At 54.9% G+C, this 22903-nt stretch carries 17 protein-coding genes (1 of these 17 cut by a window edge); 10 read left to right on the top strand and 7 right to left on the bottom strand.

Annotated features, from left to right (window positions below; all coding sequences use genetic code 11):
* The first annotated feature begins 1 nt into the window (after position 1).
* The 3 genes from H5P30_RS09485 (at position 2) to H5P30_RS09475 (ending at position 4623) form a co-directional block, all read left to right on the top strand.
* A complete protein-coding gene (locus H5P30_RS09485) occupies positions 2 to 1144 on the top strand; it encodes a DUF58 domain-containing protein (protein WP_185692708.1) in 1143 nt (380 codons plus the stop codon).
* A complete protein-coding gene (locus tag H5P30_RS09480) occupies positions 1141 to 3351 on the top strand; it encodes a transglutaminase TgpA family protein (protein WP_185692707.1) in 2211 nt (736 codons plus the stop codon). Before H5P30_RS09485 ends, H5P30_RS09480 begins: the two co-directional genes overlap by 4 nt.
* 120 nt (positions 3352 to 3471) lie before the next feature.
* The gene (locus tag H5P30_RS09475; protein WP_185692706.1) at positions 3472 to 4623 is read left to right on the top strand and encodes a PfkB family carbohydrate kinase; all 1152 of its coding nucleotides are present in this window, start codon (positions 3472 to 3474) and stop codon (positions 4621 to 4623) included.
* Between the two features lie 220 nt (positions 4624 to 4843).
* On the opposite strand, the gene crcB is transcribed toward H5P30_RS09475, so the two are convergent.
* From crcB to H5P30_RS09460, 3 genes are read right to left on the bottom strand one after another with little or no spacing between them, the layout of a single operon-like run.
* On the bottom strand, positions 4844 to 5245 hold the full coding sequence (gene crcB / locus H5P30_RS09470) for a fluoride efflux transporter CrcB (protein ID WP_185692705.1): 402 nt from the start codon (positions 5243 to 5245) through the stop codon (positions 4844 to 4846).
* Between the two features lie 11 nt (positions 5246 to 5256).
* Positions 5257 to 6492 carry a hypothetical protein gene (locus H5P30_RS09465; protein ID WP_185692704.1) on the bottom strand — a complete coding sequence of 412 codons (1236 nt, stop codon included), beginning with the start codon at positions 6490 to 6492 and terminating at the stop codon, positions 5257 to 5259.
* Complete coding sequence (locus H5P30_RS09460) at positions 6489 to 7130, bottom strand: ATP-binding cassette domain-containing protein (RefSeq protein ID WP_185692703.1); 642 nt, start codon at positions 7128 to 7130, stop codon at positions 6489 to 6491. The genes H5P30_RS09465 and H5P30_RS09460 overlap by 4 nt, the downstream gene beginning before the upstream one ends.
* A 205-nt stretch (positions 7131 to 7335) precedes the next feature.
* Between H5P30_RS09460 and H5P30_RS09455 the strand changes: the two genes are divergently transcribed.
* Positions 7336 to 11025: an ATP-binding protein gene (locus tag H5P30_RS09455; RefSeq protein WP_185692702.1), complete on the top strand. Its 3690-nt coding sequence runs from the start codon at positions 7336 to 7338 to the stop codon at positions 11023 to 11025.
* 353 nt (positions 11026 to 11378) lie between these two features.
* On the opposite strand, the gene thrS is transcribed toward H5P30_RS09455, so the two are convergent.
* A complete protein-coding gene (thrS, locus tag H5P30_RS09450; protein WP_185692701.1) occupies positions 11379 to 13217 on the bottom strand; it encodes a threonine--tRNA ligase in 1839 nt (612 codons plus the stop codon).
* A gap of 230 nt (positions 13218 to 13447) precedes the next feature.
* On the opposite strand from thrS, the gene H5P30_RS09445 reads away from it, so the two are divergent.
* The 6 genes from H5P30_RS09445 (at position 13448) to mgtE (ending at position 20828) form a co-directional block, all read left to right on the top strand.
* Positions 13448 to 14272, top strand: coding sequence for an inositol monophosphatase family protein (locus H5P30_RS09445; protein ID WP_185692700.1), 825 nt, complete (start codon positions 13448 to 13450; stop codon positions 14270 to 14272).
* Positions 14269 to 14640, top strand: a complete 372-nt coding sequence (locus H5P30_RS09440) for a metallopeptidase family protein (RefSeq protein ID WP_185692699.1) — start codon at positions 14269 to 14271, stop codon at positions 14638 to 14640. Before H5P30_RS09445 ends, H5P30_RS09440 begins: the two co-directional genes overlap by 4 nt.
* A gap of 360 nt (positions 14641 to 15000) precedes the next feature.
* Positions 15001 to 15384, top strand: coding sequence for a BlaI/MecI/CopY family transcriptional regulator (locus H5P30_RS09435; protein WP_185692698.1), 384 nt, complete (start codon positions 15001 to 15003; stop codon positions 15382 to 15384).
* 9 nt (positions 15385 to 15393) lie between these two features.
* Entirely contained in the window at positions 15394 to 18825 is a 3432-nt protein-coding gene (locus H5P30_RS09430; RefSeq protein WP_185692697.1) for a M56 family metallopeptidase, read from the top strand.
* A gap of 95 nt (positions 18826 to 18920) precedes the next feature.
* The gene (locus H5P30_RS09425; protein WP_185692696.1) at positions 18921 to 19079 is read left to right on the top strand and encodes a hypothetical protein; all 159 of its coding nucleotides are present in this window, start codon (positions 18921 to 18923) and stop codon (positions 19077 to 19079) included.
* 366 nt (positions 19080 to 19445) lie between these two features.
* Positions 19446 to 20828 (top strand): magnesium transporter, encoded by a 1383-nt coding sequence (gene mgtE, locus H5P30_RS09420; RefSeq protein ID WP_185692695.1) that lies wholly within the window; start codon positions 19446 to 19448, stop codon positions 20826 to 20828.
* Between the two features lie 185 nt (positions 20829 to 21013).
* Here the strand turns inward: mgtE and H5P30_RS09415 are convergent, their stop codons facing one another.
* The 3 genes from H5P30_RS09415 to H5P30_RS09405 form a co-directional block, all read right to left on the bottom strand.
* The gene (locus H5P30_RS09415; protein WP_185692694.1) at positions 21014 to 21430 is read right to left on the bottom strand and encodes a hypothetical protein; all 417 of its coding nucleotides are present in this window, start codon (positions 21428 to 21430) and stop codon (positions 21014 to 21016) included.
* 234 nt (positions 21431 to 21664) lie between these two features.
* Complete coding sequence (locus H5P30_RS09410) at positions 21665 to 22168, bottom strand: heme-binding protein (protein ID WP_185692693.1); 504 nt, start codon at positions 22166 to 22168, stop codon at positions 21665 to 21667.
* Between the two features lie 231 nt (positions 22169 to 22399).
* Positions 22400 to 22903 carry the 3' portion of an LpxI family protein gene (locus H5P30_RS09405; protein ID WP_185692692.1) on the bottom strand. The gene runs 366 nt beyond the window's last position, so 504 of the gene's 870 nt are visible here — the last part of the coding sequence; its start codon lies off the right edge, out of view; its stop codon occupies positions 22400 to 22402.

Genomic DNA, 22903 nt, shown 5'->3' with positions numbered 1-22903 from the left:
AATGGGTACCTCTCGCTCTTCGGATGTCGAATCAGACGTAAGTAGGTATCATCGGAATGTGTCGGAAGAGGGAACTACGGCTCTTCCGGAACGGATTAGCCGGGCTTGGTGGAGACGGATCCTTGCTCTCATCATTCCTCCGCGTCGCCAGCGCAACCGGCCAACGATATCGGGGTGGCTTCTCATTCTGATTGCGGTGGGGATCGGGGGCGCCGCCTATAATACCGCGAGCAATATTCTGTTTCTGGTTCTCTCCTTTGTTTTCTCCCTGTTGATTGTAAATGGCATCCTCTCGGTCATCAATTTTCAGAAACTGTACTGGGAGCTTCGTTTGCCCTCGGAATGCAGGGTCGGGGAGACGGTGAAGGGGGCTTTATTCATCCGCAACCGGAAGCGTTTCTATTCGACGAGGGCGGTTTGGTTTATTGTTCGGGTTGGGAATCAGAAACCGCAGAGAGTCTTTTTGCATGATCGGATCTCCCCTGGGGATTCGAAACTGCTGCCGTTTTCCTTCACCGTAGAGAATCGGGGAAAGGAGAGAATGACGGTCGAAGGTCCGGAATCGACCTATCCCTTCGGATTCCTCAGAAAGCAGACTGGGTCCTATGTGGGGATGGAGTTTTTAGTCTGGCCGGCGCTCGATTCTCGTCCGGTGAAGATTCCGGCTCCGCGGCGCACATCCCGAATGGGCGGCGTTCATCGGCGGGTCGGAGCGGGAACGGACCTGCTTCAATTGCGGGATTATCAGAAAGGGGATCCCCTGCGTCGTATTCACTGGAAGGCGACCGCCCGCACTGGGCAGCTGATGGTTCGACAGCTCGCTGACGAGGGCAATGGGATGTTTACTCTGCATATCGATTGCAGTGAGACCCTCTGGCCGGATGCTGAGTCGTTCGAGCTACTGTTGAGTCGGGCCTCCACGTTGGCTGGGAATTTATTCACCCAGAATCGTCTGCATGGGTACTTTTTCAATCGGGAGGAATTTCGCTCGATCCGGCACCTCTCGGAGTTGAACGAGTTGAATGATCGGTTGGCCGTCGCGGAACCTTTTCCGGGGAGATCGGGAAGGATCGCGCCGACGGGGAATCTCATCCGATTCGTTCCGTCCGATACTGGCGGTGTGGGACTGGAGCTGGCCGGATGAACCCGTCCGTGACAGAGATGCTGCGGCTGAAATGGTTCCTCGGCCAAATCCTCGCAATCCTTTCCCTCTGGACGGTCTCGGCCTTGGATATGGCGCGCGGACCCGTGTGGCTGGGTGTTTTTATTCTGACGCTGGTGGTGACTGCTTACCCATATCTGCCGGCGAAGATTCCCTCTCACGCACGCAAGTTCGTTGCTCCCGCACTGATTTTGGTTTTTCTTGGGGATCTGCTCCTGAATGGTCGCGAGATCATTCCGCCGATGGTTCGGCTGCTGCTGATCCTCCTCGCCATTCGAATCGTGACTCTGCGTCGCAATCGGGAGGATTTGCAGCTGGTATTGCTGACCATGTTTCTTTCGGTGGTCTCGGGGGTTTTCACGCTGTCGATGCTTTTTGCGGTGCAGGCATTCCTCTTCGCAATGACCTCCATTGGTCTCTTGTTTCTTGTCAATTTGCTGGAGTCGAGCGGAGAGCCAGAAGAAACGGATGCGGATTGGAAAGCGTTCTCTTGGCCGGAATTTTGGCGCTTTTTGCGGTCCTCGGCGAACTTTCGGATGTTTCGCTCACTGGTGGTGCTGCTTCTTCTCTTACTCGCGACCACCGCGATTCTATTCGTTTCGATTCCCCGGGTTCATCTGGACCAAGCGATTCCATTTTTAAGACTCCAAAAGCAGGGCAAGAGTGGGTTTAGCGATGTGGTTCGATTGGGCGATGTCACGAATATCCAAGAGGACGATTCGGTTGCGCTGTGGATTGACGTTCCGAGCATCGATGCGGTCCCTTCGAATCCCTATTGGCGGATGTTGATTCTGGACCGATACGATCAAGGAGCCTTCATCAATAGCCTCTTTTATTCTCCGAACGGGAGTCGCTCCCTGCCCAATGTTCATTCGATCAAGCCATCATTTCCGGAGAGCTGGTTTGAGGGGCCGAATCCGTCTGCCGGAGAATGGACCTTCTACATGGAAGAAGGGGTCAGCCAATATTTGCCAATGCTGGGGCCTTTTCGGGAGTTAACGTTTCAAGGTCGTCAACCGCTGCAACAGAACCTGGAGGTTTTGGTGTTTCGCATGAGGGAGTCTTCTGCGTCGGTTTTCTCATATAAAGTAAGAGACTTTGTTGTTCGGCCCTCAATTCCTGCCAGCTCATTGGATCTTCCCTTGATTGTGCCGACGGAGCCGACGGAGTCCTTTGAAGGAATGCTGCAATATCCTTTCACGACGCTGGAGGTGCCAATCGAATCGGAGGAGCAGGTTTATCTCCGGAGTTTGTTGAAGGACATTCTTAAAGAGGGCGGGGAGTCTCCGAACGAAATCGCCGGGGAGATCATGAATTATCTGCAAGCGAATCACCAATACAGCCTCTCTCCCGGAGGATATGGGCTGGGGGATCCAATTGTGCAGTGGTTGAGAGACGGACGTCCTGGGCACTGCGAGTTTTTTGCCGGAGCCTTCACTCTCCTGGCTCGCACGGCTGGGGTTCCAACGCGAATGGTGGTCGGCTTCAGTGGAGGCACTTGGAATTCCTATGAGGACTTTTTCGTTGTGCGGAACCGGAATGCCCACGCGTGGTGTGAGATTTTTGATGGGAAGGATTGGGTGCGTTACGATCCAACACCGGGTGGGGCTGGTGGATTTGGGGCGGCCATGGCCAATCAGGGGCGCGGCGATTTTATCCATGAAAGTGATTTTCAAGCATGGATTGATAGCCTGCGAGTCATGTGGTTCCGCCGGGTGATCAATTTTGATGACTCCTCCCAGGAAAACATGATCGAGGATCTTGCAGTTGGATTCCGTGAGGCGGGGAACTTTGTGCGAGGGTTTGTGGTCGCAATTTTTGAGGTTCTGGCCGAATGGGGAAAGGCGATTTTCCAAACCCTCAGGGAATCTCTGCTGGCAGCCCTTGCCGCAATCGCCCTAGTGATTCTGATTACAATTCTCTGCCGGGGGAGCGGTCTCCTCTGGATGGATTGGGGTCGCGATGGGATTTCCGATCCGGTGCGAAGGAAGGCGGGTCGTGAATTGCAGCGATTGAGCGATTTGGTGGTCGAAGGACACGAGCGGGAAGAAGTACGCGATCAGCTAAAATCTGAACTCCTCGCCGTGCGATTTGGACCTTCGCCGGAGTTCCAGAGAGCGATTCGTCTCTTCCGCGAAGCGAAACGTTTCCGGAAAGGCAAAGTGATTTCCCGGTCCGGAAAAACCTGAATTCACTTCGAGAGAGTGGAGAAATGAGAGCGGAAGGCCCCTTGGAGCCGCTCTAAAAGCGAAGCGGATGGAAAATCTCTTGGAACCGATGCCAGTTTACCTTTTGCTTTGCTTATGGGAATGGAAAGCAGCGTCTATACATCGGTTGAAGAATTGGATAACGTCATCGAGCAGATCAAAGCGGCTCGGAAAGATGGCATCCCGGAAAAACTTTCAGGAATCTGCGGATTTGATGGATTTATCGACACTTTCATCGAGCTGGAGAACCCGGACAGCATGGAGAGTTTTGGGCCTAAGGTCGCCGACGCCGCTGGCATCGCCACCTCCTTTACCGCTCGGCATCAGGGAGATCGTTTCGGTGGCAACGGCCCGCTCTTTGCGTCGGCACTACACGCTTTTTTCCATGAAGACGTCGATATCACCTACATGGGTGCCATGGGCGATCAAGAAATTCTCCCAGTCTTTCGGGAAGCCTTGGAAGACAAGATGAAGCGGCTGGTTTCGCTCGCAGATCCCGCCCACAGCGATTGTTTGGAATTTCGCGATGGGAAAGTGATGCTGAGTGATTTGCGAACCTGCTCGGAAATTCACTGGGATCGTTTGCTGGAGCGTATGAGTCGTGAGGACTTGGATGCAGAGCTCAAGAAATGCAACTTTGTTGGCGCAGTGAACTGGGGGAAGCTGGTCAACGTTGGCACCATTTGGCAGGGAATCTCCGAAGGTCTTTCCTCACTCGGGCGCGAGGCAAAAGAGGTGCCGTTCTTTATGGACTTGGCCGAGTTCGAGCAGCGTCCGTTGGAAGATCAAAAGGAACTGGTGAAGCTGGTGAGTGCGATCACCAAGGAATGCGATACCATCCTCAGCTTTAATTTGAAAGAAGCATGGCAGATGGCCGAAGTCTTTGGCGGTAACTTCAAAGGCGAGAAAGCCCCTGAGAAAATTGCCGAGTTGGCCGGATTCCTCTTCGAGCAGATGGATGTCGATCGCATTGTCATCCACCCGAACGACGGAGCTGCCTGTGCAAGTGCCAATGGCTCGGTGTACGTCCCAGGCCCCTTCTGCCAGAAGCCTCTGATCTCCACCGGCGCAGGAGACACTTTCGGTGCCGGAGTCATGTCAGCCCGACTCCTTGGATTGAGCGACGAGGCTATGGTCGTGTGCGGAGCCTGCGCTAGCGGCTACTACGTGCGGACAGGAGAGTTTCCCTCTCTGGATCAAATTCTCGATCTGGCTGCGAAATGGAAAGAAGGCTCACTGCCCGAGCGCCTCTAATCCCGAAGGATCCAAAAGCCCGGGCGATCATGCCCTTCAACCTCTGGTAGAGGGGTAATGGACCCTCTATAATAAACCAGGTTAAAAAATACTTAACAAAGCCTAGGTGGCGTATTTTTGATAGGGAATACGAGGGTGTAGTAGTTCCGTTCCGATTGAAAAGGTCTCTGAATATCGGCGCGATTTTCGTCTCTAGAGGACCCTTTTGATCGCTCGGAGATCAACCGATCTGGTTGCGAAGGAAGCTCCCAAAGCCGGATCCGAGGGTGACTCCGATTAGGCATAAAGATACCGTACCGATGGCGGTAATGGCTGCGGCGATGGATTTGCCGTTCTGCAGAAGAGTGATGGTCTCGAGGCTAAACGAGGAGAAGGTGGTGTAGCCTCCGAGGAATCCGATGAGAATGAGGTGACGGAAGAGAGGGTGGTGCTCAAAAGAACTGCCTACGGCGAAGGCCGCTCCGACCCCGATGATGAAGGAACCGGTTACGTTACAAAACATGGTGCCGACTGGGAGGGCGTGCCTTCCGGCGAATAAATCAGTGATCCAGATGCTCATGAGAAAGCGGCTGGAGGCACCGAGTCCTCCTCCGACGAAAACGGCGATCAGGTGAGCAGTCATGTTCTATTGGCTTATTGGTAAAGTTTGAGAAGCCGCCGGCGAATGCGCCAGACGAGCCATAAGTTTGCGAGGAGTAGAAGCAAGGCCCAAGCCAGAAAAGTGATGTTTGCGGGATGACTCTCGATGTGGAGACCCGCCTCCTCGAGGAAATTCGCGATAGGGCGTCGACTGAGCCAGACGAGTCCGAGCCCGATCAGAGCCGGAGCCACTGCGCTGACGAGTCTCATGATGACCAAGCGCCGGAGAAGCGTGCCTGGTTGATGGCCGAGGAAATAGAGCTTGTGGATTCGCTCGCGATGGTCGGAGATGAGAGATTCGGCTTCGGCGAGAAAGAGGAGAAGAATGAGGACGAGGATGAGAGCACCGGCCGAGCCGAGAACTCCAAGGCTCAGGTCGAGGAGGATTTGGAGGCGGGCGGTCTCTTTGGTTCCCCGGCTGCTGAGGAGTCGGTTGTCCTCTAGAAGGCGGTAGAAGGCGGACGAATCAGGATTCTGGAGAGCGACTGCGACTCGGTTGTAGCCGGAGGAGTCGGCGCTTCCGTATCGCTGATTGGCCCAGGAAAGAAAAGAGACGGGAACGAGGATCGACTCGATTTGGTCGCTGAAGCCTGCAATGGAGGCGGTGAATCGAAGCGGATTGCCTCCTTGCGCCGGGTAGACGATCAGGGAGAAGCGAACACGTTTTGCGGTCTCCTCGGAAACCGGCGGGAGACCCTTGCCCGGGGCAAATCCAAAATTGTAGAGATTGAGAAACTGTCGGGGAACGAGGACGGGAATCACCGGATCGCCCGGATTCCATTGCCAGCCTTGGGTTTCGGGGTCGAAGAGTTCAGTGGGAATGGCCTCGAGAAAGATTTCGCTGACGATGGATGGGATTGCTCCGCCGCCAATCTCGACGGTGGTGGGGAAGTGGTTGCGGAGAACGGGTTCTGCGATACTGACTCCTTCGACTTCGCGAATGCGTTGAAGCAGCGAAGGAGTAATTGAGGAAGAGGTAAACCCCATGCTGTCGCTCAGTTTGACCTGACGATTGACGAAAACCATGTCACCGCGGAACCATTGCTCCTCTCCTCGGAGAAGGTTGCGGAAGTCCATCCACCCTTGCAAAGCCCCAAGAGCGAGAAACCAGCCGAGGATGGCCGCGAGGGCGAGACCGATCTGTCGACCACCGCTTCCTTGGGCCGATCTGGGAAGAAGAGGAGGTCTGCGCGTTCGACCCTTCGATCGATTTCGAAGATCAGAGCTCATACGCGAAGAATTTGTTGGGCCGGAAAAGGGGGAATGGCGGTCTGTTGGGAGATAATCCAGCCAGCCTTGCGCTCCGAGCAGACCGTGCGAATTAGTTTGAGGCTCCTCTCCGCGGAGTCCGGGTCGAGATGGCTCACGGGTTCGTCCAAGAGGATGAATTCGAAAGGCGAGGCAAGCGCCCGGAGTATGCAGAACCGTTGTTGTTGGCCTTGAGACCAAGTGGAAGGAGGGCGGTCAAGGATGGCGGCGATCCCGAGGTAGTCGGCCCATTGGTTCAGGTCCTCTTCTTTAACCCCGGGGGCGCGTCGAGGAAGGTATTCCAAATTTTCCCGACCGGTTTTCTCCTCAAAAAGGTGAAAGTGCTGAGCGACAAAAGCCAGCCGCTCTGCCCGAACTTCAGGCCAAACGCGGTGGGGTCGTTCGGAGGGAGGCAGCCCGTCGATTACGAGATCGCCTCGGTAGCGTCGTTCCAGGCCGAAAAGAATGCGAAAAAAAGTCGATTTTCCTTGGCCGGATGGACCCCAAAGGATGACTCCGTCCGGTGCCTCGATCTGGATTTGTTTTCCCCAGACATCCGAGCTTTCGAGGGTGCTTTTTGCTAGGTAGTCGGGCTCGACTCTCTGTAGTTGGATGCGCACGGATCTACTTTAGCTCCGCCTGTAACTCTGAATCCACATTTATCGAATTGAAAGGGGCGTTTCTTCGTGTTTCAACTCTTTCGTGGGAGGGGATTTCGAGAACTCAAGGAAAGCCAAAGAACCATTGCTAGTCGGTCCGATTTGCGTGGGAATTTTTCTCTTGGTGATCGTTCTTTTGTCTTTCGCCTGGATTTGGCGGGTCGAAATGAGAGAAACGGCTCAGGAAGGGGCCGCGAAGCTGGACCTCCAGCGGGCCCGTCTCGATATCGATTTGACCACCCCCGTGAAGGCGATTCAGGAAGCCCGATTCTTGTCGACGGCCTCTCTTTCGTCGGAACGGTATCAGCAGGCTCTCAAGTCCATCGTCCGTGAGAATGAAAGCATTGAAAGCCTGAGGGTTCTCGACAATATGGGCCGGGAACTTCTTCGGGTGAATGAAGAATCGATTGAGGATCCGCAGGCTTCGACCGACCCGAGTGCTTCTGCGAATTTGAGCGATGAATACCTCGAAGAGTTGAGGAGCCTGTCGGCGGGAGAAATCATGATCTCGGACTTTTTTGTCGTGCCGTCTCGAGGACGACTGGAACCTAAGGTTTTTATCGGAACTGGGCTCTTCTTCGCTTCGGGGGCTCGGGCTGGATACATCGTTGTCGATGTGCTCGCAAATCAGATCCTGGAGGATGTGGCCGGACTGCTCGGGAACGGGAATCGTGACCTTTCTTTGATTTCGGCCGATGGCCGCTGGATTTACGATTCGTCGAGCGAGGATCCTTGGGCGAGCCTGAAAGATACCAGTCAGAGTCGTTGGATTCTCGATGAGCATCCGAATGTCTGGCGGGCGATGATTTCGTCGGGAGACGGCAGCTATTCTGAGGAGGGGTTGTGGATTTTTCGGGAGCATATTCCTCTTGAGACGAATCGATCGAAGGCTCCGCGTGTCCTGACTGTGGACTCGGCACCGATCGGGGCGATCAACGCCGATCCGTTTTTCATCGTACGCCAGGTCAGCGACAAACCCTCTTGGCACCAGATCTTAATGGTGATGATTCCGATTGTGGTTCTCTTCATCTTGGCGATTGTGATCGTGGTTCCCGCCATGATTCGGAAGCAGAGGGCGTTGCGTCTGAGTCAGCAGGCCTCTCGTGACTTGAGTGATGCCAGCCTGAGAACTCGAATGGCCATGGAGGCCGCGGGTATTTCCGAATGGAGGATCGATTTCGACGGAGGAGTGGTGGAGACGGACAAGCGGATGGCTGGGATGCTTCTTCTCGGGCCGGGAGAGGGAATTCGGACCGTCGAAGATTGGGAGGGTCGAATTCATCCGCAGGATCGCAGCCGCGTTATCGATGAGCTCGAGCAGAGGTGGGGAGAGGGGAAGGGCACCTTCAGTTTACGTCACCGGATGAAACGGGGCGATGAAAGTTGGGGTTGGTATCGATTCCGCGGTGCTGTGCGCACGGATGAGTTTGATCATAGGAAGTTTATTCTCGGAGCCTATATCGATTTGACCGATGTGGTTCTGCGGGATGCCGAGCTGAATCGTCTGGAATTGGCGACTCGGCAGACGCTCTCGGGAATCGCGATTCTCGATCAAATGGGTTCCTTGGAATGGGCCAATCCCGCGTTTCGCGACCATCCGGAGAGGCAGGGGAAAGAGATTCTCGGTAAGCCGATTTGGGAACTTTTTGTTTTCTCGGGAAATCAGGTTGCTGAAGAACAGGAGACTATGCGCAGTGCGGTGATTCGGGGGACGGAGTTTAGTCTTGTCGTCGCCCGAGCGTCTGGGGGGGAGGAGGCCTTTTGGTCCCGCGTCGTTGGAAATCCAGTTCTGGATGAAGGGGGAATCCCGACGAACTACCTTGTGATCGAGAGCGATATTTCCCGGGAGATGCGCGTCGAGTCGGATCTGCGCAAAAGCGAATCTCTTCTTTTGGAAAGCCAACGCCTTGCTTCGATTGGGTCTTGGGAGATTGATCCTGTTGAGGATACAGTTTTCTGGTCCAATGAGGTGTATCGGATTTTTGGAGTTTCCCGAGATTCTACGATGACCCTCGATTTGGCTTTGGACCTTTTTGACAGGGAGGACCGGGAAGCGATGGCGGCCAGTGTAAAAGAGGCCATTGAAACAGGAAAGGGCTTTGAGCGGGAGGCGATGTTTCGGCGCCCGGATGGCCAGACCCGTTGGGCCTTTGCGAAAGGGATGGCTCTGCGCGAGGGAGGTGTCACCACGAAGCTGTACGGAATTGTTCAGGATATCTCCGCTCAAAAAGATTCGGAGACCGCTTTAGTGCGGGCAAAGGAGGAGGCTGAAGTTTTAAATGGACAGCTTGCAGGTGCTCTGGACAAAGCCCGAGACAGCGAGAAAAAGGCTCAAGAGGCGAGCGAAGCCAAGAGCTCCTTCCTGTCGATGATCAGCCACGAGATTCGGAATCCGATGAATGGAGTCATCGGCATGGCCGATCTGCTGAGACAGACCGAGCTCGACGAGGTGCAGGCTGATTATGTCGAAACGATCCACAGTTCTGGATCCACAGTCGTCATGCTCCTCGACGACATCCTTGATTTTAACCGCCTTGAACACGGTAAAATTCAGTTCGAACACAAGGAGTTTTCTTTAGATTCGGCAGTTGAAGAGTCCGTTCTCTTCTTCTCTCCAAAGCTTGTCCAGAAAGGGGTCGATTTTGCTTATTGGATCGATCCGGAAGTGCCGAAGTATGTGATTGGTGATATTACTCGAGTGAAGCAGATCCTCTTTAATCTCCTCGGGAATGCGGTCAAATTCACCGACGGAGGCTCTATTACGGTTGAGGTCGAACTTCGCGAGCGTCGTCAGAACGACCGCTGCCTTCTTCTCTTCACGGTGAAGGATACAGGGATCGGAATTCCCGAAAACCGTCACGACCGAATCTTCCAATCCTTCAGTCAGGTTGATCCTTCCATCACGCGTAAGTTTGGTGGAAGCGGCTTGGGTCTGGCTATTTCCAAAGAGCTCTCTTTGCGGATGGGAGGAGACATTGAGTTTGAAAGCGAGGAGGGTGAAGGAACCTGCTTTGAGGTTTTATTGCCTTTCTCGGCCTCACATTCCCGAGAGCCAGTTCAAAAAAGAAAAGGTGGAGGCCACGTTTTGGTTTGGACACGTCTCACCACCCGCGAAAAACAATGCCGATCGATATTGGAGCAGGCTGGTCTCTCGGTGGAGTTCTTCTCCGATTCGGAGGGGTTGGTTGCCGCAATTCGCGAAGCAGCGCCGGATGTCTGGATTTTTATCGATTACAAATTGCTTGAGGGGGATGCTTCCCTCTTGGTGGCTTTGGAATCGCGGCCGACCGAATCCAATCCAGTGGTAGTGATTAGTGTTCCCGGGCAAAAAACGGAATTCCGGTTTCCGGTGGTTTGGTTGACGAAGCCGGTTTCGGAGAAGCGAGTCCTTAGCATTTTGGAAGGAAGCACGGGCAAGAAAAAGATCCGGACGGCAGACCCCATGTTTCCGGAAAAAAGCGAGTCCAATAATGATATGAGAATTCTAGTCGCAGAGGATAATTTGGTGAACCAGAAGGTGATCCGCTTGCTATTGAAGCGATTGGGCTATGATTGCACGGTCGTGGAAAACGGAGCTCGCGCCGTCGAGAAGGTGATGAACGAGTCTTTCGATCTAGTTTTGATGGATATTCAAATGCCGGAAATGGACGGAATCGAGGCCAGCGGGAAGATTGTAGAGGCGATTGCCTCAGAGAAGCGTCCGAGGATCGTCGCCCTCACTGCCGGTGCCACTCGCGACAACCGGGAAGATGCCGAGGAGGCTGGAATGGACGGATATCTCACCAAGCCAGTTCAAGCCGGGGCGTTGGAGCAAGAGTTGCAGGCCACCAGCGAATTCCTCGCAAAACGCGGCTAATACCGAATTTAGTAAGTTTTGACCGTTATGGTGCAGCGCAGAATCGAAGCAGCGCAAGGCGCAGGGACCTTCGATTGTGGGCGCATCCCCCTGGGACGGGCGGGAAATGAGCCTGAGCAGCGTTACCCCAAATGGCACGGGTCGCAGACCCGCCTCCAATTGGGCCGCCTCGCTCAGGCTCATTTCTCATCCCGCCATAACTATCAAAACTTCCTAAATTCGGTATAATACAAAACTCTGGAGGAGGGCAGCGTCTGCCCCGAATGATTTGCCCAACGACTAATTTGCCCAACGACTAGGAAGCGCCCGCCTTGCGGCGGGCGCTCCCTGTAAGGATTCCCCGAGGACCCGACCTACTGCTGTCTGAACTCTGGGAGTCGCTGTGAGGCAACTTCCTGACTCAGCCATTCGGCAAATTCGACAACGGTAAGGCTTGCCGGAGCGCTCGGATCGATCCGACTGCGCAACGATACTCTGCCTTCTTCCCGCTCCCGCTTACCGAGGACCAGCATGTGAGGAACCTTGGCCGTTTCTGCTCGGCGGATCTTCGCGCCCAGTTTGTCAGCTTGGTAATCTTTTCCGACCCGGAAGCCCTTGGCCTTGAGGCCTGCTTCAATTTCTTCGGCGTAGGAGACCAGTTCGTCGTTCATCGGAAGCAAACGAACCTGTTCGGGAGCGAGCCACGTCGGGAAGTTTCCGGCAAAATGCTCGGTAAGGACGCCCGTGAAACGCTCGAGAGATCCGAAGGGAGCCCGGTGAATCATGACCGGGCGGTGCTTTTGATTGTCAGCACCGATGTAGTTCAGATCGAAGCGTTCCGGTAGGTTGTAATCCACCTGCACGGTTCCGAGTTGCCATTCGCGACCGATGACATCTTCGACAACGAAGTCGATCTTCGGTCCGTAGAATGCGGCTTCTCCGGGCTCTTCGGTATAGTTTACGCCTATTACTTTGACGGCCTCTTTCAAAGCCGCCTCCGCTTTGTCCCAATTCTCGTCGCTACCGGTGTACTTACTCGATTCGGGATCGCGGAGGCCGAGGCGCACGCGGTAATCCTTCATACCCAGCGCTTCGAAGACCTCGCGCACGAGATCGAGACAGCCTTTGATCTCGGAGTTAACTTGTTCCGGCGTGCAGAAAATGTGCGCATCGTCTTGCGTGAAACCGCGAACGCGGGTCAACCCATTGAGCTCCCCGGATTGTTCCCAGCGATACACCGTGCCGAATTCGGCAAGGCGAACCGGGAGGTCGCGGTACGAGTGTGGTTGACTGTCGAAGATGCGTATGTGCATCGGACAGTTCATCGGCTTGAGGAGATAGCCGTCGACATCGCCTTCGGAGAGACGGTTTGACAATTCACTGCAGGAGCAGCCTTCGTGAGCCAATTGTTCGAGGCTATCGTGCTCGAGAACCGGGGCGAACTGGCTGTCCTTATAATAGGGGAAGTGTCCGGAAGTGCGGAAGAGCCCGAGTTTCCCGATGTGTGGGGTGAAAACTTGCTGATATCCCTGATGCGCGAGCTTACGGCTAATGAAATTCTGAAGCTCTTGCCGGATGATGGCACCATTGGGAGCCCAGAGCACCAAACCTTGACCGACCTTGTCGTCGATGTGGAAAAGTTTGAGATCGCGGCCGATCTTGCGGTGATCGCGGGCGCGGGCCTCCTCCAGTCGCTGGAGATATTGCTCAAGCTCCTCTTTTGAGGCGAAGGCAGTTCCGTAGATCCGTTGCAGTTGCTTGTTTTTCTCGTCGCCGCGGTGATAGGCACCCGCCACGTTCAGCAATTTGAAAGCTTTGACCTTCTTGGTGTAGTTGACGTGAGTCCCGGCGCAAAGGTCGGTGAATTCGCCGTTGCGATAGAAAGAAATGGTTTCGCCCTCGGGAATGTCGGCGAGGCGGCCCAATTTATAGGTTTCTTGCCCCATCTCCTTGATGAGCTGGGTGGCCTCTTCGCGTGAGAGTTCGAAACGCTCAAAGCGCTGGTTCTCCTTGATGATCCGCTTCATCTCGGTCTCGAGCTTCTCCAGATCCTCTGCGGTGAGAGAATGGTCCAGATCGACGTCGTAATAAAAACCGTCCTTGGTGGGCGGCCCGATGTCGAGCTGGGCCTCCGGAAAAAGGCGCAAAAGGGCAGTCGCCAAAATATGGGCGCTGGAATGTCGGATTTCCTCCAATGGTGTCATTGCGGGCATCCTGTAATGTTGCTACGAACTCTGGGAATAATCGCAATGCCGAAAAACCGGAGGGTGCTTGAAGGCAAGGATCCGAGGATTGCTCGAAATGTTGCCTTTCCCGGGTAGAGGAGCGCCTAATATCTATAGAAGGTAGACCTCCTTCGGTGGTGGAGGCGGCTGAGGGGCGGATTTCGTGAAGAAAACAAATCTTGCTGCGAATGTGCCTTCGGGATTTCATCGGGTTTACTATGACCCGCAAAGATTTTTCGATGAAGGAGTTGAGTCACGAAAGCGTTGCTGCGTTCTTATCCTTCGCTGAGAAGATCGCTCGCGAGGTCGGGGTTGGCATTGCTGATCGTTTCCGCAGTCGTTCTTTTTCAGTGGAAAACAAGGAAGATGGCTCTCCGGTGACCGAAGCGGATCAAGAAGCGGAAAAATACCTCCGAAGCTGTATTGAAAAAGAATTTCCAGAGCACGGGATCATCGGGGAGGAGTTCGGTGCGAAAGGAACGGGACAAGAATTTATCTGGGTCATCGACCCCATTGACGGGACCAAGAGTTTTGTTCATGGCGTACCGCTCTTTGGAACTCTGATCGGCCTTCTTTATCGTCGCCGCCCATTGGTGGGCGTGATCCACCAGCCGGTGCTCGATCGGTTGGCATCCGGGGATAACCGTCAGGCTTGGCTCAATGGAGAGCAGATCCGAGTGCGCAAAGAGCGTCCCCTGTCGGAAGCGACCCTCCTCATGACCGATCCGTCGGATTCGCTTTTGTTGGAAAGAGGGGATTCCTATAAAAATCTGATCCGGGAGGCCGGCGTAGTTCGCTCCTGGGGAGATTGTTTTGGCTACCTTTCCCTCGTCATGGGGCAGGCCGATATCATGATCGACCCGATACTCAACCCCTGGGACATGCTTCCGCTGTTACCGGTGCTACGAGGGGCCGGAGCCGTTGTTTCGGATTGCAACGGGGGTCCGCCGGAAGATGGAACATCCCTGTTGGCTACGACTTCCCGCAGTCTGCAGCAAAGAGTTCTGAGAGGGCTGGAAGATTTCCCGATGATCGCCCGATGAAGGCGGAGGCCGGAGCCCGGCTCATGGCTACGGCGGGACAGGTCGTCGAATCGACCATGCAGGAGCTCCCGGAAGAGATTCGAGAGATTGCCGTCGAGATTCCGGTGCTGCTCTTTGAGAAAGTGCCGCGGCGTTTGATCGAAGAAGGCTTGGAGCCGGATCTCCTCGGATTGTTCGAAGGGGGAGACCTAGGAGAGGAAGATCAGGCCGGGCAGGCCCGGATCTACCTATTTCTGGAAAACCTCTTCGATTTTGCCGACGGGGATCAGAAAACTTTTTGCGATGAGGTCCGCGGCACCCTTCTTCACGAGCTCGGGCACCTTCTCGGGTTTGACGAGGAAGATTTGGTCGTACGCGGTCTGGATTGATGGGTTGAAACCACTGGGTCCGGAGGATTTGAAATCCTTGATGGAATCACTTCTGTCCCATCCTTCGGGGATGGCTTGATTTTTCGGCGCCTTCGAAGCCTTCTCCTTTCTGAGGTGGCCGGTCCGCGTAAACGGAGGATTCACGACCGATTTTGGGTGCGGTAAAAATCTGATCACCGGAGCTCTCGAGGGAGGTCGAGCCGAGCTCTGTGCGAAGGTTTCGTGAAGGTGTGCAATCGAATATGGCTCGAAGTAGGCCAATAGGAGTCTAATAGGTGAAATACGAGTGCCCGGAAAATTGGTGGAGCTACTGTGCTTACAGTATTGACGACTACTGTAGTTGCAGTAGTATTCGTTCCCATGAAAAAGAAGCCTTCTGATTTCGAGTTACAGGTGTTGGGGGTGCTCTGGGAGGCGCCCGGATTGACGGTGCGGGAGGTGCGGGAGCGTTTGCCGGATGGGAAGGAGCGGGCCTATACGAGCGTCCTTTCTGTGATGCAGGTCATGCGGAAGAAGGGGCTGCTGGAGAAGGAGAAAAGTTCTTCGGGGGGCGGTGATCTTTGGACCGCGGTGGTTGATCGCGAAGAGATTTCGAAGCCGATTCTTCAACGGCTGACCCAACAGATCTTCCGGGGACGGCCGAGTCTGGTCATGCAGCAACTGCTCGATTCGGAGAATGTTGATTACGAAGAGATCGCGGAGATTCGCAAGCTGTTGGCCTCTCTCGAGGAAGAGAAAAAATAGGAGTCATCGATGAACTTTGACGATCCCCGGGAGATTCTTCAACTGACGGCGGAGGCGCTGCTTCACAATCTCTGGCAGGGGTGGGTCCTGGCTGCGCTGGTTTACTTTCTTCTACGCCTGATCCCGGCGGCTCGATCCGGTCTCCGCTACGGGGTGGCCTTCGCTGCCTTGATCCTTCTCGTTCTCGCCGTTCCGGTGACGATTGCCTCTCTCTCTTTTACCGGAGAGGGAGATCCCACCTCGTCGCCTCTATTGGAGATTTCGGAAGAGAGCGGGCGGTCAGAGTCCGTGGCTGTGGTGTCGGTCGCCGAGCCCTCGCGTTCGGAGTTGGACCGGGTTATCGATTACCATGAGGAAGCACTGGCCGGAAATGCCCGAAGGGCGGGATCGAAATCGTGGGCGGCCTGGGTCGTGGCGGTTTGGACCCTCGGCTTTTTTGCGGGGCTGATGCGTCTTCTTCGTTCAATGGTGGCCGTTTCGGCATTGAGAAAGGAGAGCGAGGAGTTTGCCGGATTTTCGTGGGAGGGTTTGGCGCAAAGATGTGGGCTGCGGAAATCCGTGCCGATCCGAGTATGTCGCCGGGTATCCGTTGCCTGCGTCTTGGGCATCGTAAAGCCCGTCGTACTCCTGCCGCTCTCCATGGCTACGGCCATGCCCCGGGAGCAGCTCGAGATGGTCATCGCTCATGAGTTTGCCCATCTACGGCGTCTGGATCCGTTGTGGAATCTGGTCCAGCTCTTTGCCGAAGCGCTTTTGTTCTTCAACCCCTTTCTCTGGTGGATCAGCGGAGTGGTTCGCGCCGAGCGGGAGGCCTGCTGCGATCAGGAGGCGGTCCGGGTGACGGGTCGGAAAAAAGAGTATTTGGAAGCTCTTCTCGAAACCGCCCAAGCGGGACTCGGAGGCAAGTTCGCAACGGCCTCCTCCTTTGCCGGGAAGGGCGGAAAAGGCTCCCTTCTCGGGCGCGTGAGGCGGTTGATCAGTCCGCAGGCGATTCCGGAGATGCGGTTGCGCTGGCCGGTTCTCTTCGGTTGGACGGCGGTGATTGCGGTCATGTTGATCGCGTTCCAGGTCGGCTCGATCGGGGTGGCGAAAGTGCTGACTGCGGAGGAACGGATACGAGAGATTGAGGCGGTGGGAGAAGTCTATCCACAGCCGTCACTGGAACGGAAAGAGGAGTTCGGACGTCCCGAGAAGAATCAAGAATTTGAAGTCAGTGGCGTTCTTCGGGGGCCGGACGGATCGGTCCCGGTGGGTCGTATTCCGATCCATTCCTTTAGTATCAGCGGAACCTCTTCGATCATGGCCTCGGCGCGTGCGGGGAGCGACGGGACCTTTACGGCATCCGTTCGGAAGGGAAGGGCGGAGCTTCTTTTCGAGCCGGAAAACTATGCGCCGTTCGAGTTCGATCTTGGCCAATTCGATGCCGACCGGACCGGGCTCGAGTTTATCCTGAGCGAGGGGTTTGTCGGGAAGCTGCGGTTCGTGGATGCGGAATCCGGCAAGCCTCTTTCGGGGGTCGAGTTGAAGACGAGCGTTAATGCGGGAAGGGTGCAGGGATCCCCGAAGGAACGGGTTTCGGATGAAGAGGGAATCGTCATCGTTGAACACATGAGCGAATTGCCGCTGAAAATAGAGGCAAGTCTGTCCGGATATGGCGAGGGTTTGTGGGAAAAGGTGTCGATAGAGCCGGGCTTGATCGAGGAGTTGACCTTGTCTCCGACCGAACCTCTTCGGATCGAGGTGCTTTCGGCGGAGGATGGAGAGCTGCTCGGAGACGTTTCTTTGCGGATGGTGTTCCGCTTTTCCACGGGTTTGAACCAAAGTCTTGATAAGTCCGGCCCGGTCATTGCCACTTCGGGTGAAGAGGGGGATTTGGTCGCTACCAGTTTGGGCGCGGGTTCGATCTATTATTTCTTCGTTGAGAAAGAGGGGTATGAAAGTGCCTTCATCGGTCCGCTCGGTGCGGGCGGATCCACTTCGGTCGAGTTGAGGAAGTCGAGGCCCATTCGATTCGAGATTACCGGATTGCCGCCAACGCAATCGGAGGTGGAGGTGACCTTGAGTCAGTCTCTCGAGACGCCTAGTTTAAGTTCGGGGATCGGAAGGGAAACCGTTTCGTCACCGGTGGTCGGTGGAGGGGCGACGATACTCTGGTCGCCGTCGGTCCGTGTTCCGGTTCGGATGAAAGTAGCCGACCAGCAATTGTCCTTTTCGCCGGAGGAGTGGGAATCGGGCCCGATAGCAATTGCGTTTTCCACGAGTGCGGATCAGCCGAACGTCGATCAGAGTTCAGAACCGACGGTTCAGCTTGGAATGCTGGAGATCCGTATCCGGACTCCGGAGGGCGATCCCGAGGCGCAGGGAAAACTTGTGGTGGAATATATCGAAAACGGGGACATTAAAGGAAAGGTTCGCCGAATGAAGAAGCGCGTTCTCGAGCTGAGAGAGGGAGTTGCTTCGCTGAAAGTTCCGTATCCCAACCGTATCGGGATTCAACCCGAGGGGCTGATCGGCTATTGGATTGATCCGGTTCGCTCGCATGAAATCAGTGAGCCGGGTGCGACGATCACGGTCGACGCCGTTCCAGCCGGAGCGATTTATGGATCGGTCCTTGAGGAAAACGGAGATCCGGCCGATAGCCTTTTGATCGGCGTCTTTCGTCGCCAGAAGGCGGATGAGAACCGTTCTTCCAACATCGGCGTCGAAGTGAAAAATTCCGCGACCCAGGAGGACCAGCAGAATCGGTTTTTGGCCAGCCCTCTTCCTTTGGGGGATCAATATGTGGTCAGCGTCTCTAGGGAATTTACCTATTTATTCTCCAAGCCGGTGCTTCTCGATGAGGGGGCTCCGATAAAGGAATTGGTGCTCACCCTTCCGGAAGGTATTCCGGTGGAGGGGCGCCTCCTGCGCCCGGATGGTTCACCGGCCGCGTTTCAATGGTTGAATCTCTTTATCGAGGCCGATGGCGGGCATGGATTCGCACGCGGGGGCGTGATTACCGATGGTGACGGACGGTTCGTGATCGACGGGGTGAACCCGGAGGTGCGGGGAAAGACCTATCTGGAGATTGAGGACGTGGAGGGCTGTCAGCCGAAACGGTGGGATATCAATTTTGGCAAGTCCCGTCAGGAGATCCAGCTTGCTCCAGGGAGCGAAGTGTCGGGAAGGGTTTTGGATGCCGCAACGGGGAAGGCCGTTGTCGGGGCCGAAGTCTACGCCTCGCGTGAACCCTACGTGCCGGATGCTTGGCCTAGCTGGTTCAAGGGAGGAAAGACGGATGCCCAGGGACGCTTCATTTTCACCAACCTGCCTCAAGGGAACTTTCGGATGAACACTCGGGCAGGCAAGGGCGGCGAGGTGGAGGTCCAGTCTGGGGTCGGCGAAGAAGCGGTGCTCACGGTGGAATTGTATGAGTGGTTTGACGGGAGTTTGGCTGACTAGCTTATCGGCGATTTCGCGAATCATCCTCAGCTTTTTTTTTCGATACGGATTCAGTTGGGGGGGGGGCTCGTTCATTTGTTCTTTTTTTTCAAACCATGTCTAAATCCGTTTTTCCCTATCTTTTCTCCGCTCTCTTTCTTTTCCTCCTCACGGGTTTGTCCGGTTGTGCGACTGCGGCTGAGATTGAGGAGAGCGATGGGAATGTCATGGAGGAAGATCCCTCGCTTGAGGATCAGGGTAAGATTAATAACTAGGCTTTCGAGTGAGCAGACCAAACTCGTCTTCGCGTAGGTCTTTGGGGCATTCCATCTTTACCGTGGTTACAATGTTGTAGTTCGAAGGTCTCACTGAAAAATCATAGATTCTTTGGGTCATTGCCTTGGCTCGCGGGTTTTGGATGGAGCGCGGAATTCATTCCGCCCCGCCTGCAAGAGCCTTTTTTTGTGGATCGTTTCTGCGTTACTCTTCCGGCAAGTAAACTCCTTTCGGGTGGGCGCAGTTCTACTGCCACCGGAAATCGTCGGATTATGCTTCCTTAGATGGTCCCCTCCAGATAGTTCACGGAGGCGCGAAAGAACTACCTTTTCCTTGCCGTTTCGCTCTCTCAGATCGTCTACACCATGTCGCACGCAGAATCTCCTCTTCCCGAATCACCCACTGCCGTTGACGAGTTCTCCCTAGGGGAGCTCATACTCTTCGCCGAAAGTCACGAGCTGAAGACGCTTGACGCGGGAAGGCTGGCGCGGACCTCGCCGCACACAGTCGCGAGGTTTCTTGAACGCCTTGCAGTGGACGATCGCCGCGTCGTCCTCCGTCTGCTCAATATCGAAGAGGTCGCCGATGTTTTGTCGGAGATGGAAAGCGATGACGCAGCCGAGGTTTTGGGGCGAATGCGCGAGAACCGGGCGGTGCAGGTTCTCGAAGCCCTCGACCCGGATGATTCGGCGGATATTTTTGGGGAACTCAAAAAGGCGGAACAGAAGCGCTTGTTGGGCGGAGTGGATCCTCAAACGGCCGATACGGTCCGGACGCTGATCAGCTATCCCAAGGACTCGGCCGGTGGCGTCATGACGACTGACGTCGCTACGGTTTCACGGCAGATGACGGTGCGACAAGCCGTCGACCATATTCAGACATTAAACAATCGGTTCGAGCACATTCATTACGTCTACGTCGTCGATGATGAGGGGAAATTGATCGGAACCGTTTCCATGCGCGACCTCGTCATTTCCAAAACCGATGATTCTATCGGCGATATCATGAAATCGGAGTTGAGGGGAGTTTTGGATGTCATGATGGATCAGGAGGATGTCGCGTTGGAGATGGCCAAGCACAACTTCCACGCCCTGCCGGTTGTCGATTCCGGAAATCTCCTGCTCGGGATGGTAACGGATGATGACATCATTGACATTATTAACCAGGAGGCGACCGAGGACTTCCAGAAAGCACTCGGTGCGGGTGGAGACGAGGCGATCCACGATCCGATACTGAATAGCGTCTGTCGGCGGAGTCCGTGGCTATTGGTCAATCTCCTCTCCGCCTTTTTCGCTGGAGGGGTGATTTCAATTTTTGAGGAGCAGATCAGCCATCTGACCATCCTCGCCGTCTGTATGCCGATCGTGGCCAGTCTCGGGGGAAATGCCGGAGGGCAAACTTTAGCCATCGTGATTCGAACCCTCGCCTTGGGCGGTTTGGAGCGTAAGGACTCGAAGTCCGTTCTCATCCGCGAGGCATTCAAGGCTGGTTTGAACGGCATTCTCGTCGGAATGATCTCCGCTGTCGCGGTGGGATTTCTCGCCGGCCGATGGGATGTCTCGATTGTCCTCTTTGTCGCCATGATTCTCTCCATGACTTATGCGGGTTTGGCCGGAGCCCTGATTCCCATTACCCTGCGAAAGATGAATCTCGACCCTGCGCAGAGCAGCCAAATGTTTCTCACCGCCTCCACGGATATCGTCGGTTTCGCGATCTTCCTCGGTCTTGGCAGTTTGTTTTTGCTGTAGACCGACGGTTTCCTGCCAATCGATCAATCCGCCAGAGAGTTCCTCTCTGGTAGTCTTTTCTACGAGAAAATCGGAGGTGCGGTCAGGATGTGCAGAGAACTCTCGGGGCTCTGGCTGATATTGCGGACCCGTTAGGTTCTCAAACCGATTTTCTCCGGAGTCGAAATATCCTCTTTTCCGAAGGTTTATCGAGGTGGGTAGCCCTCAGTCTCGTAGGCTTTCCTGATCAGAAACTTAATCGTTTTTGTGGTGAGGATCCCCAAAAGGATAGGAAGAAGAAACAAGGCGAGGACCGCGCCTTTCCCCCAATCTTCTTCGTTGGATTGAGAGAAATCGACGGCCAGCGACTTCGTTGATATCCACACGAAAAATCCAGCCACGTAGGCCATTCGATTGGCTGTCTTTCTTCCTCTCCGCTTCAAGAACGATGCACTCGACCAACTTACGCCGATCGCCAAGGCCAGAGCCGGAATGATTGCGGCCAGTGAGAGCGGGCTCGATTCGCCCGACAGCGCCGAGGAAAGTAGCGTAATCGGCAGAGCCAGAGAGAAAATTCCCAATAATAGAAGAAGCAAGGAAAGAGCCGTCAGGATGATTCTCATACTGCACTCCACATTCCCGAATCCCGTCTCCCCGGTCACGCTAAAAATAGGGTGTTGTCGACTGGTTCCCGGCTTTCTGATGAGAGGGGCTCAGGCTTCTTCCTAGAGCTTCTGATAATTCGCTGGCGAGTGGAGGGGGATCGAATTGAGGATTGGTTGTGACCTCCGTTCTTCGTTGTGGTAGGCACTGTTAGCAACGTCCGGCCTCTAAAGTCTCCGAACTGTCTACCTACGTCAGGATCCCTGCTCTTCTTTCTCTTCGACGGGAATGTGAACCTCGAACCTCTTGAGAAACCAGAGGGTAAATGGTCCGTCCCAGAAAACTCCTTTCGCGTCGCCGGTCGCTCGCCAATCCGACTGGTTCGCCAGCCATGCCTCGAGTTTCGCTTTCGCTTCTTGAAAGTTGGACGAGCTGTAGCTGCCGCGGACTCCGATGCTGGCCACTGAACGCTCCGGGAGTTCGCGGACGGTAACGTCGTCTGTGTTGGTCAATTCTTCTGACTCTACGCCGTCACCGATGTAAAAGAACATCTCGCCGGGATTGATTTCGGCTTCGACGGGAGTCGTCATGGCGATGTCTCGGTCTTGGATGTAGCGGAAGAGTGGTCGAAAAAGCTGGTTGTCTTCTTCGAAATAGCTCTTTCCCGATTTCGAGACGATCAGGGTCGCGCCCGGTAGCTTCTTTATCTCGATCTCCCCGACCGGCGTTTCCGGATAGGCTTGTTCGGTGGCAGACATGGAATGAAAAGCAGATAGAAGGAGGGAGGTCGCGAACCAGAGTGGTTTCGGGAAAATTCGCAGGGTCATTCGAATAGGTATCCATCTGGTGGATTCCTGTCAAACCAGTGCCCACTGTGTGGCAAGCGCAGAGGGCCTATGACCATTGCATTCTGGAAAGGGGAGTGCGCCGGACGGTCGACAGCAATGTCGGTTGGGAAGGCGCTCGGCCGAGACCGAACAACAAGTAGGCTAGAGAATGTTTTCAGTTCCCGGATTGAATCCAAGAATTTCAACTCCGGCTTTTGTTGCTTCTTGGAGAACCGCTTCTTTATCGAGGATGACGGTTTGATCGGTTGCCAGTGCCGCAGTGGTGATTCCGGATTCGATCATTGTTTTAAGTGTTCGAATGCCGAAGACGGGCACGTCGAAGCGGAAATCGTGATCGGGATGGGGAATCTTGACGAAGATCTTTTGATCAGTCTTGAAGCCGCCACCGCGTTTGAGCATGTCGTCTGTTCCCTCGAAAGCTTCGACGGCGAGGACGGTGCCCTTGCGGACGAGAACGCCTTGGCCTATGTGGAGTCGAGCGGACTCGCGGGCAATGTGAATGCCGTGGGCCAAGTGTTCGGAATCACAGGATTGCTTTATTTTGGTCATCTTGCCTGCGTCGGCCAGGTCTTGGTCGATAAAGGCGCGGGCATCCAAAACCGTGCATCCAGCGCCTTCGATTTCATTAACGATGGCCCCGAAAAT

Source organism: Puniceicoccus vermicola (assembly GCF_014230055.1).
GTDB lineage: Bacteria > Verrucomicrobiota > Verrucomicrobiia > Opitutales > Puniceicoccaceae > Puniceicoccus > Puniceicoccus vermicola.
This window is presented reverse-complemented; position numbering and strand designations above follow the sequence as displayed.

Bases quoted from the DNA above. Each gene is read 5' to 3' on its own strand.
- H5P30_RS09435 (WP_185692698.1), top strand. From the start codon at position 15,001: ATGAAAAAGAAGCCTTCTGATTTCGAGTTACAGGTGTTGGGGGTGCTC.
- crcB (WP_185692705.1), bottom strand. From the start codon at position 5,245: ATGACTGCTCACCTGATCGCCGTTTTCGTCGGAGGAGGACTCGGTGCC.
- H5P30_RS09430 (WP_185692697.1), top strand. From the start codon at position 15,394: ATGAACTTTGACGATCCCCGGGAGATTCTTCAACTGACGGCGGAGGCG.
- mgtE (WP_185692695.1), top strand. From the start codon at position 19,446: ATGTCGCACGCAGAATCTCCTCTTCCCGAATCACCCACTGCCGTTGAC.
- H5P30_RS09410 (WP_185692693.1), bottom strand. From the start codon at position 22,168: ATGTCTGCCACCGAACAAGCCTATCCGGAAACGCCGGTCGGGGAGATC.
- H5P30_RS09425 (WP_185692696.1), top strand. From the start codon at position 18,921: ATGTCTAAATCCGTTTTTCCCTATCTTTTCTCCGCTCTCTTTCTTTTC.
- H5P30_RS09485 (WP_185692708.1), top strand. From the start codon at position 2: ATGGGTACCTCTCGCTCTTCGGATGTCGAATCAGACGTAAGTAGGTAT.
- H5P30_RS09415 (WP_185692694.1), bottom strand. From the start codon at position 21,430: ATGAGAATCATCCTGACGGCTCTTTCCTTGCTTCTTCTATTATTGGGA.
- H5P30_RS09480 (WP_185692707.1), top strand. From the start codon at position 1,141: ATGAACCCGTCCGTGACAGAGATGCTGCGGCTGAAATGGTTCCTCGGC.
- H5P30_RS09475 (WP_185692706.1), top strand. From the start codon at position 3,472: ATGGAAAGCAGCGTCTATACATCGGTTGAAGAATTGGATAACGTCATC.
- H5P30_RS09445 (WP_185692700.1), top strand. From the start codon at position 13,448: ATGACCCGCAAAGATTTTTCGATGAAGGAGTTGAGTCACGAAAGCGTT.
- thrS (WP_185692701.1), bottom strand. From the start codon at position 13,217: ATGCCCGCAATGACACCATTGGAGGAAATCCGACATTCCAGCGCCCAT.
- H5P30_RS09465 (WP_185692704.1), bottom strand. From the start codon at position 6,492: ATGAGCTCTGATCTTCGAAATCGATCGAAGGGTCGAACGCGCAGACCT.
- H5P30_RS09440 (WP_185692699.1), top strand. From the start codon at position 14,269: ATGAAGGCGGAGGCCGGAGCCCGGCTCATGGCTACGGCGGGACAGGTC.
- H5P30_RS09455 (WP_185692702.1), top strand. From the start codon at position 7,336: ATGAGAGAAACGGCTCAGGAAGGGGCCGCGAAGCTGGACCTCCAGCGG.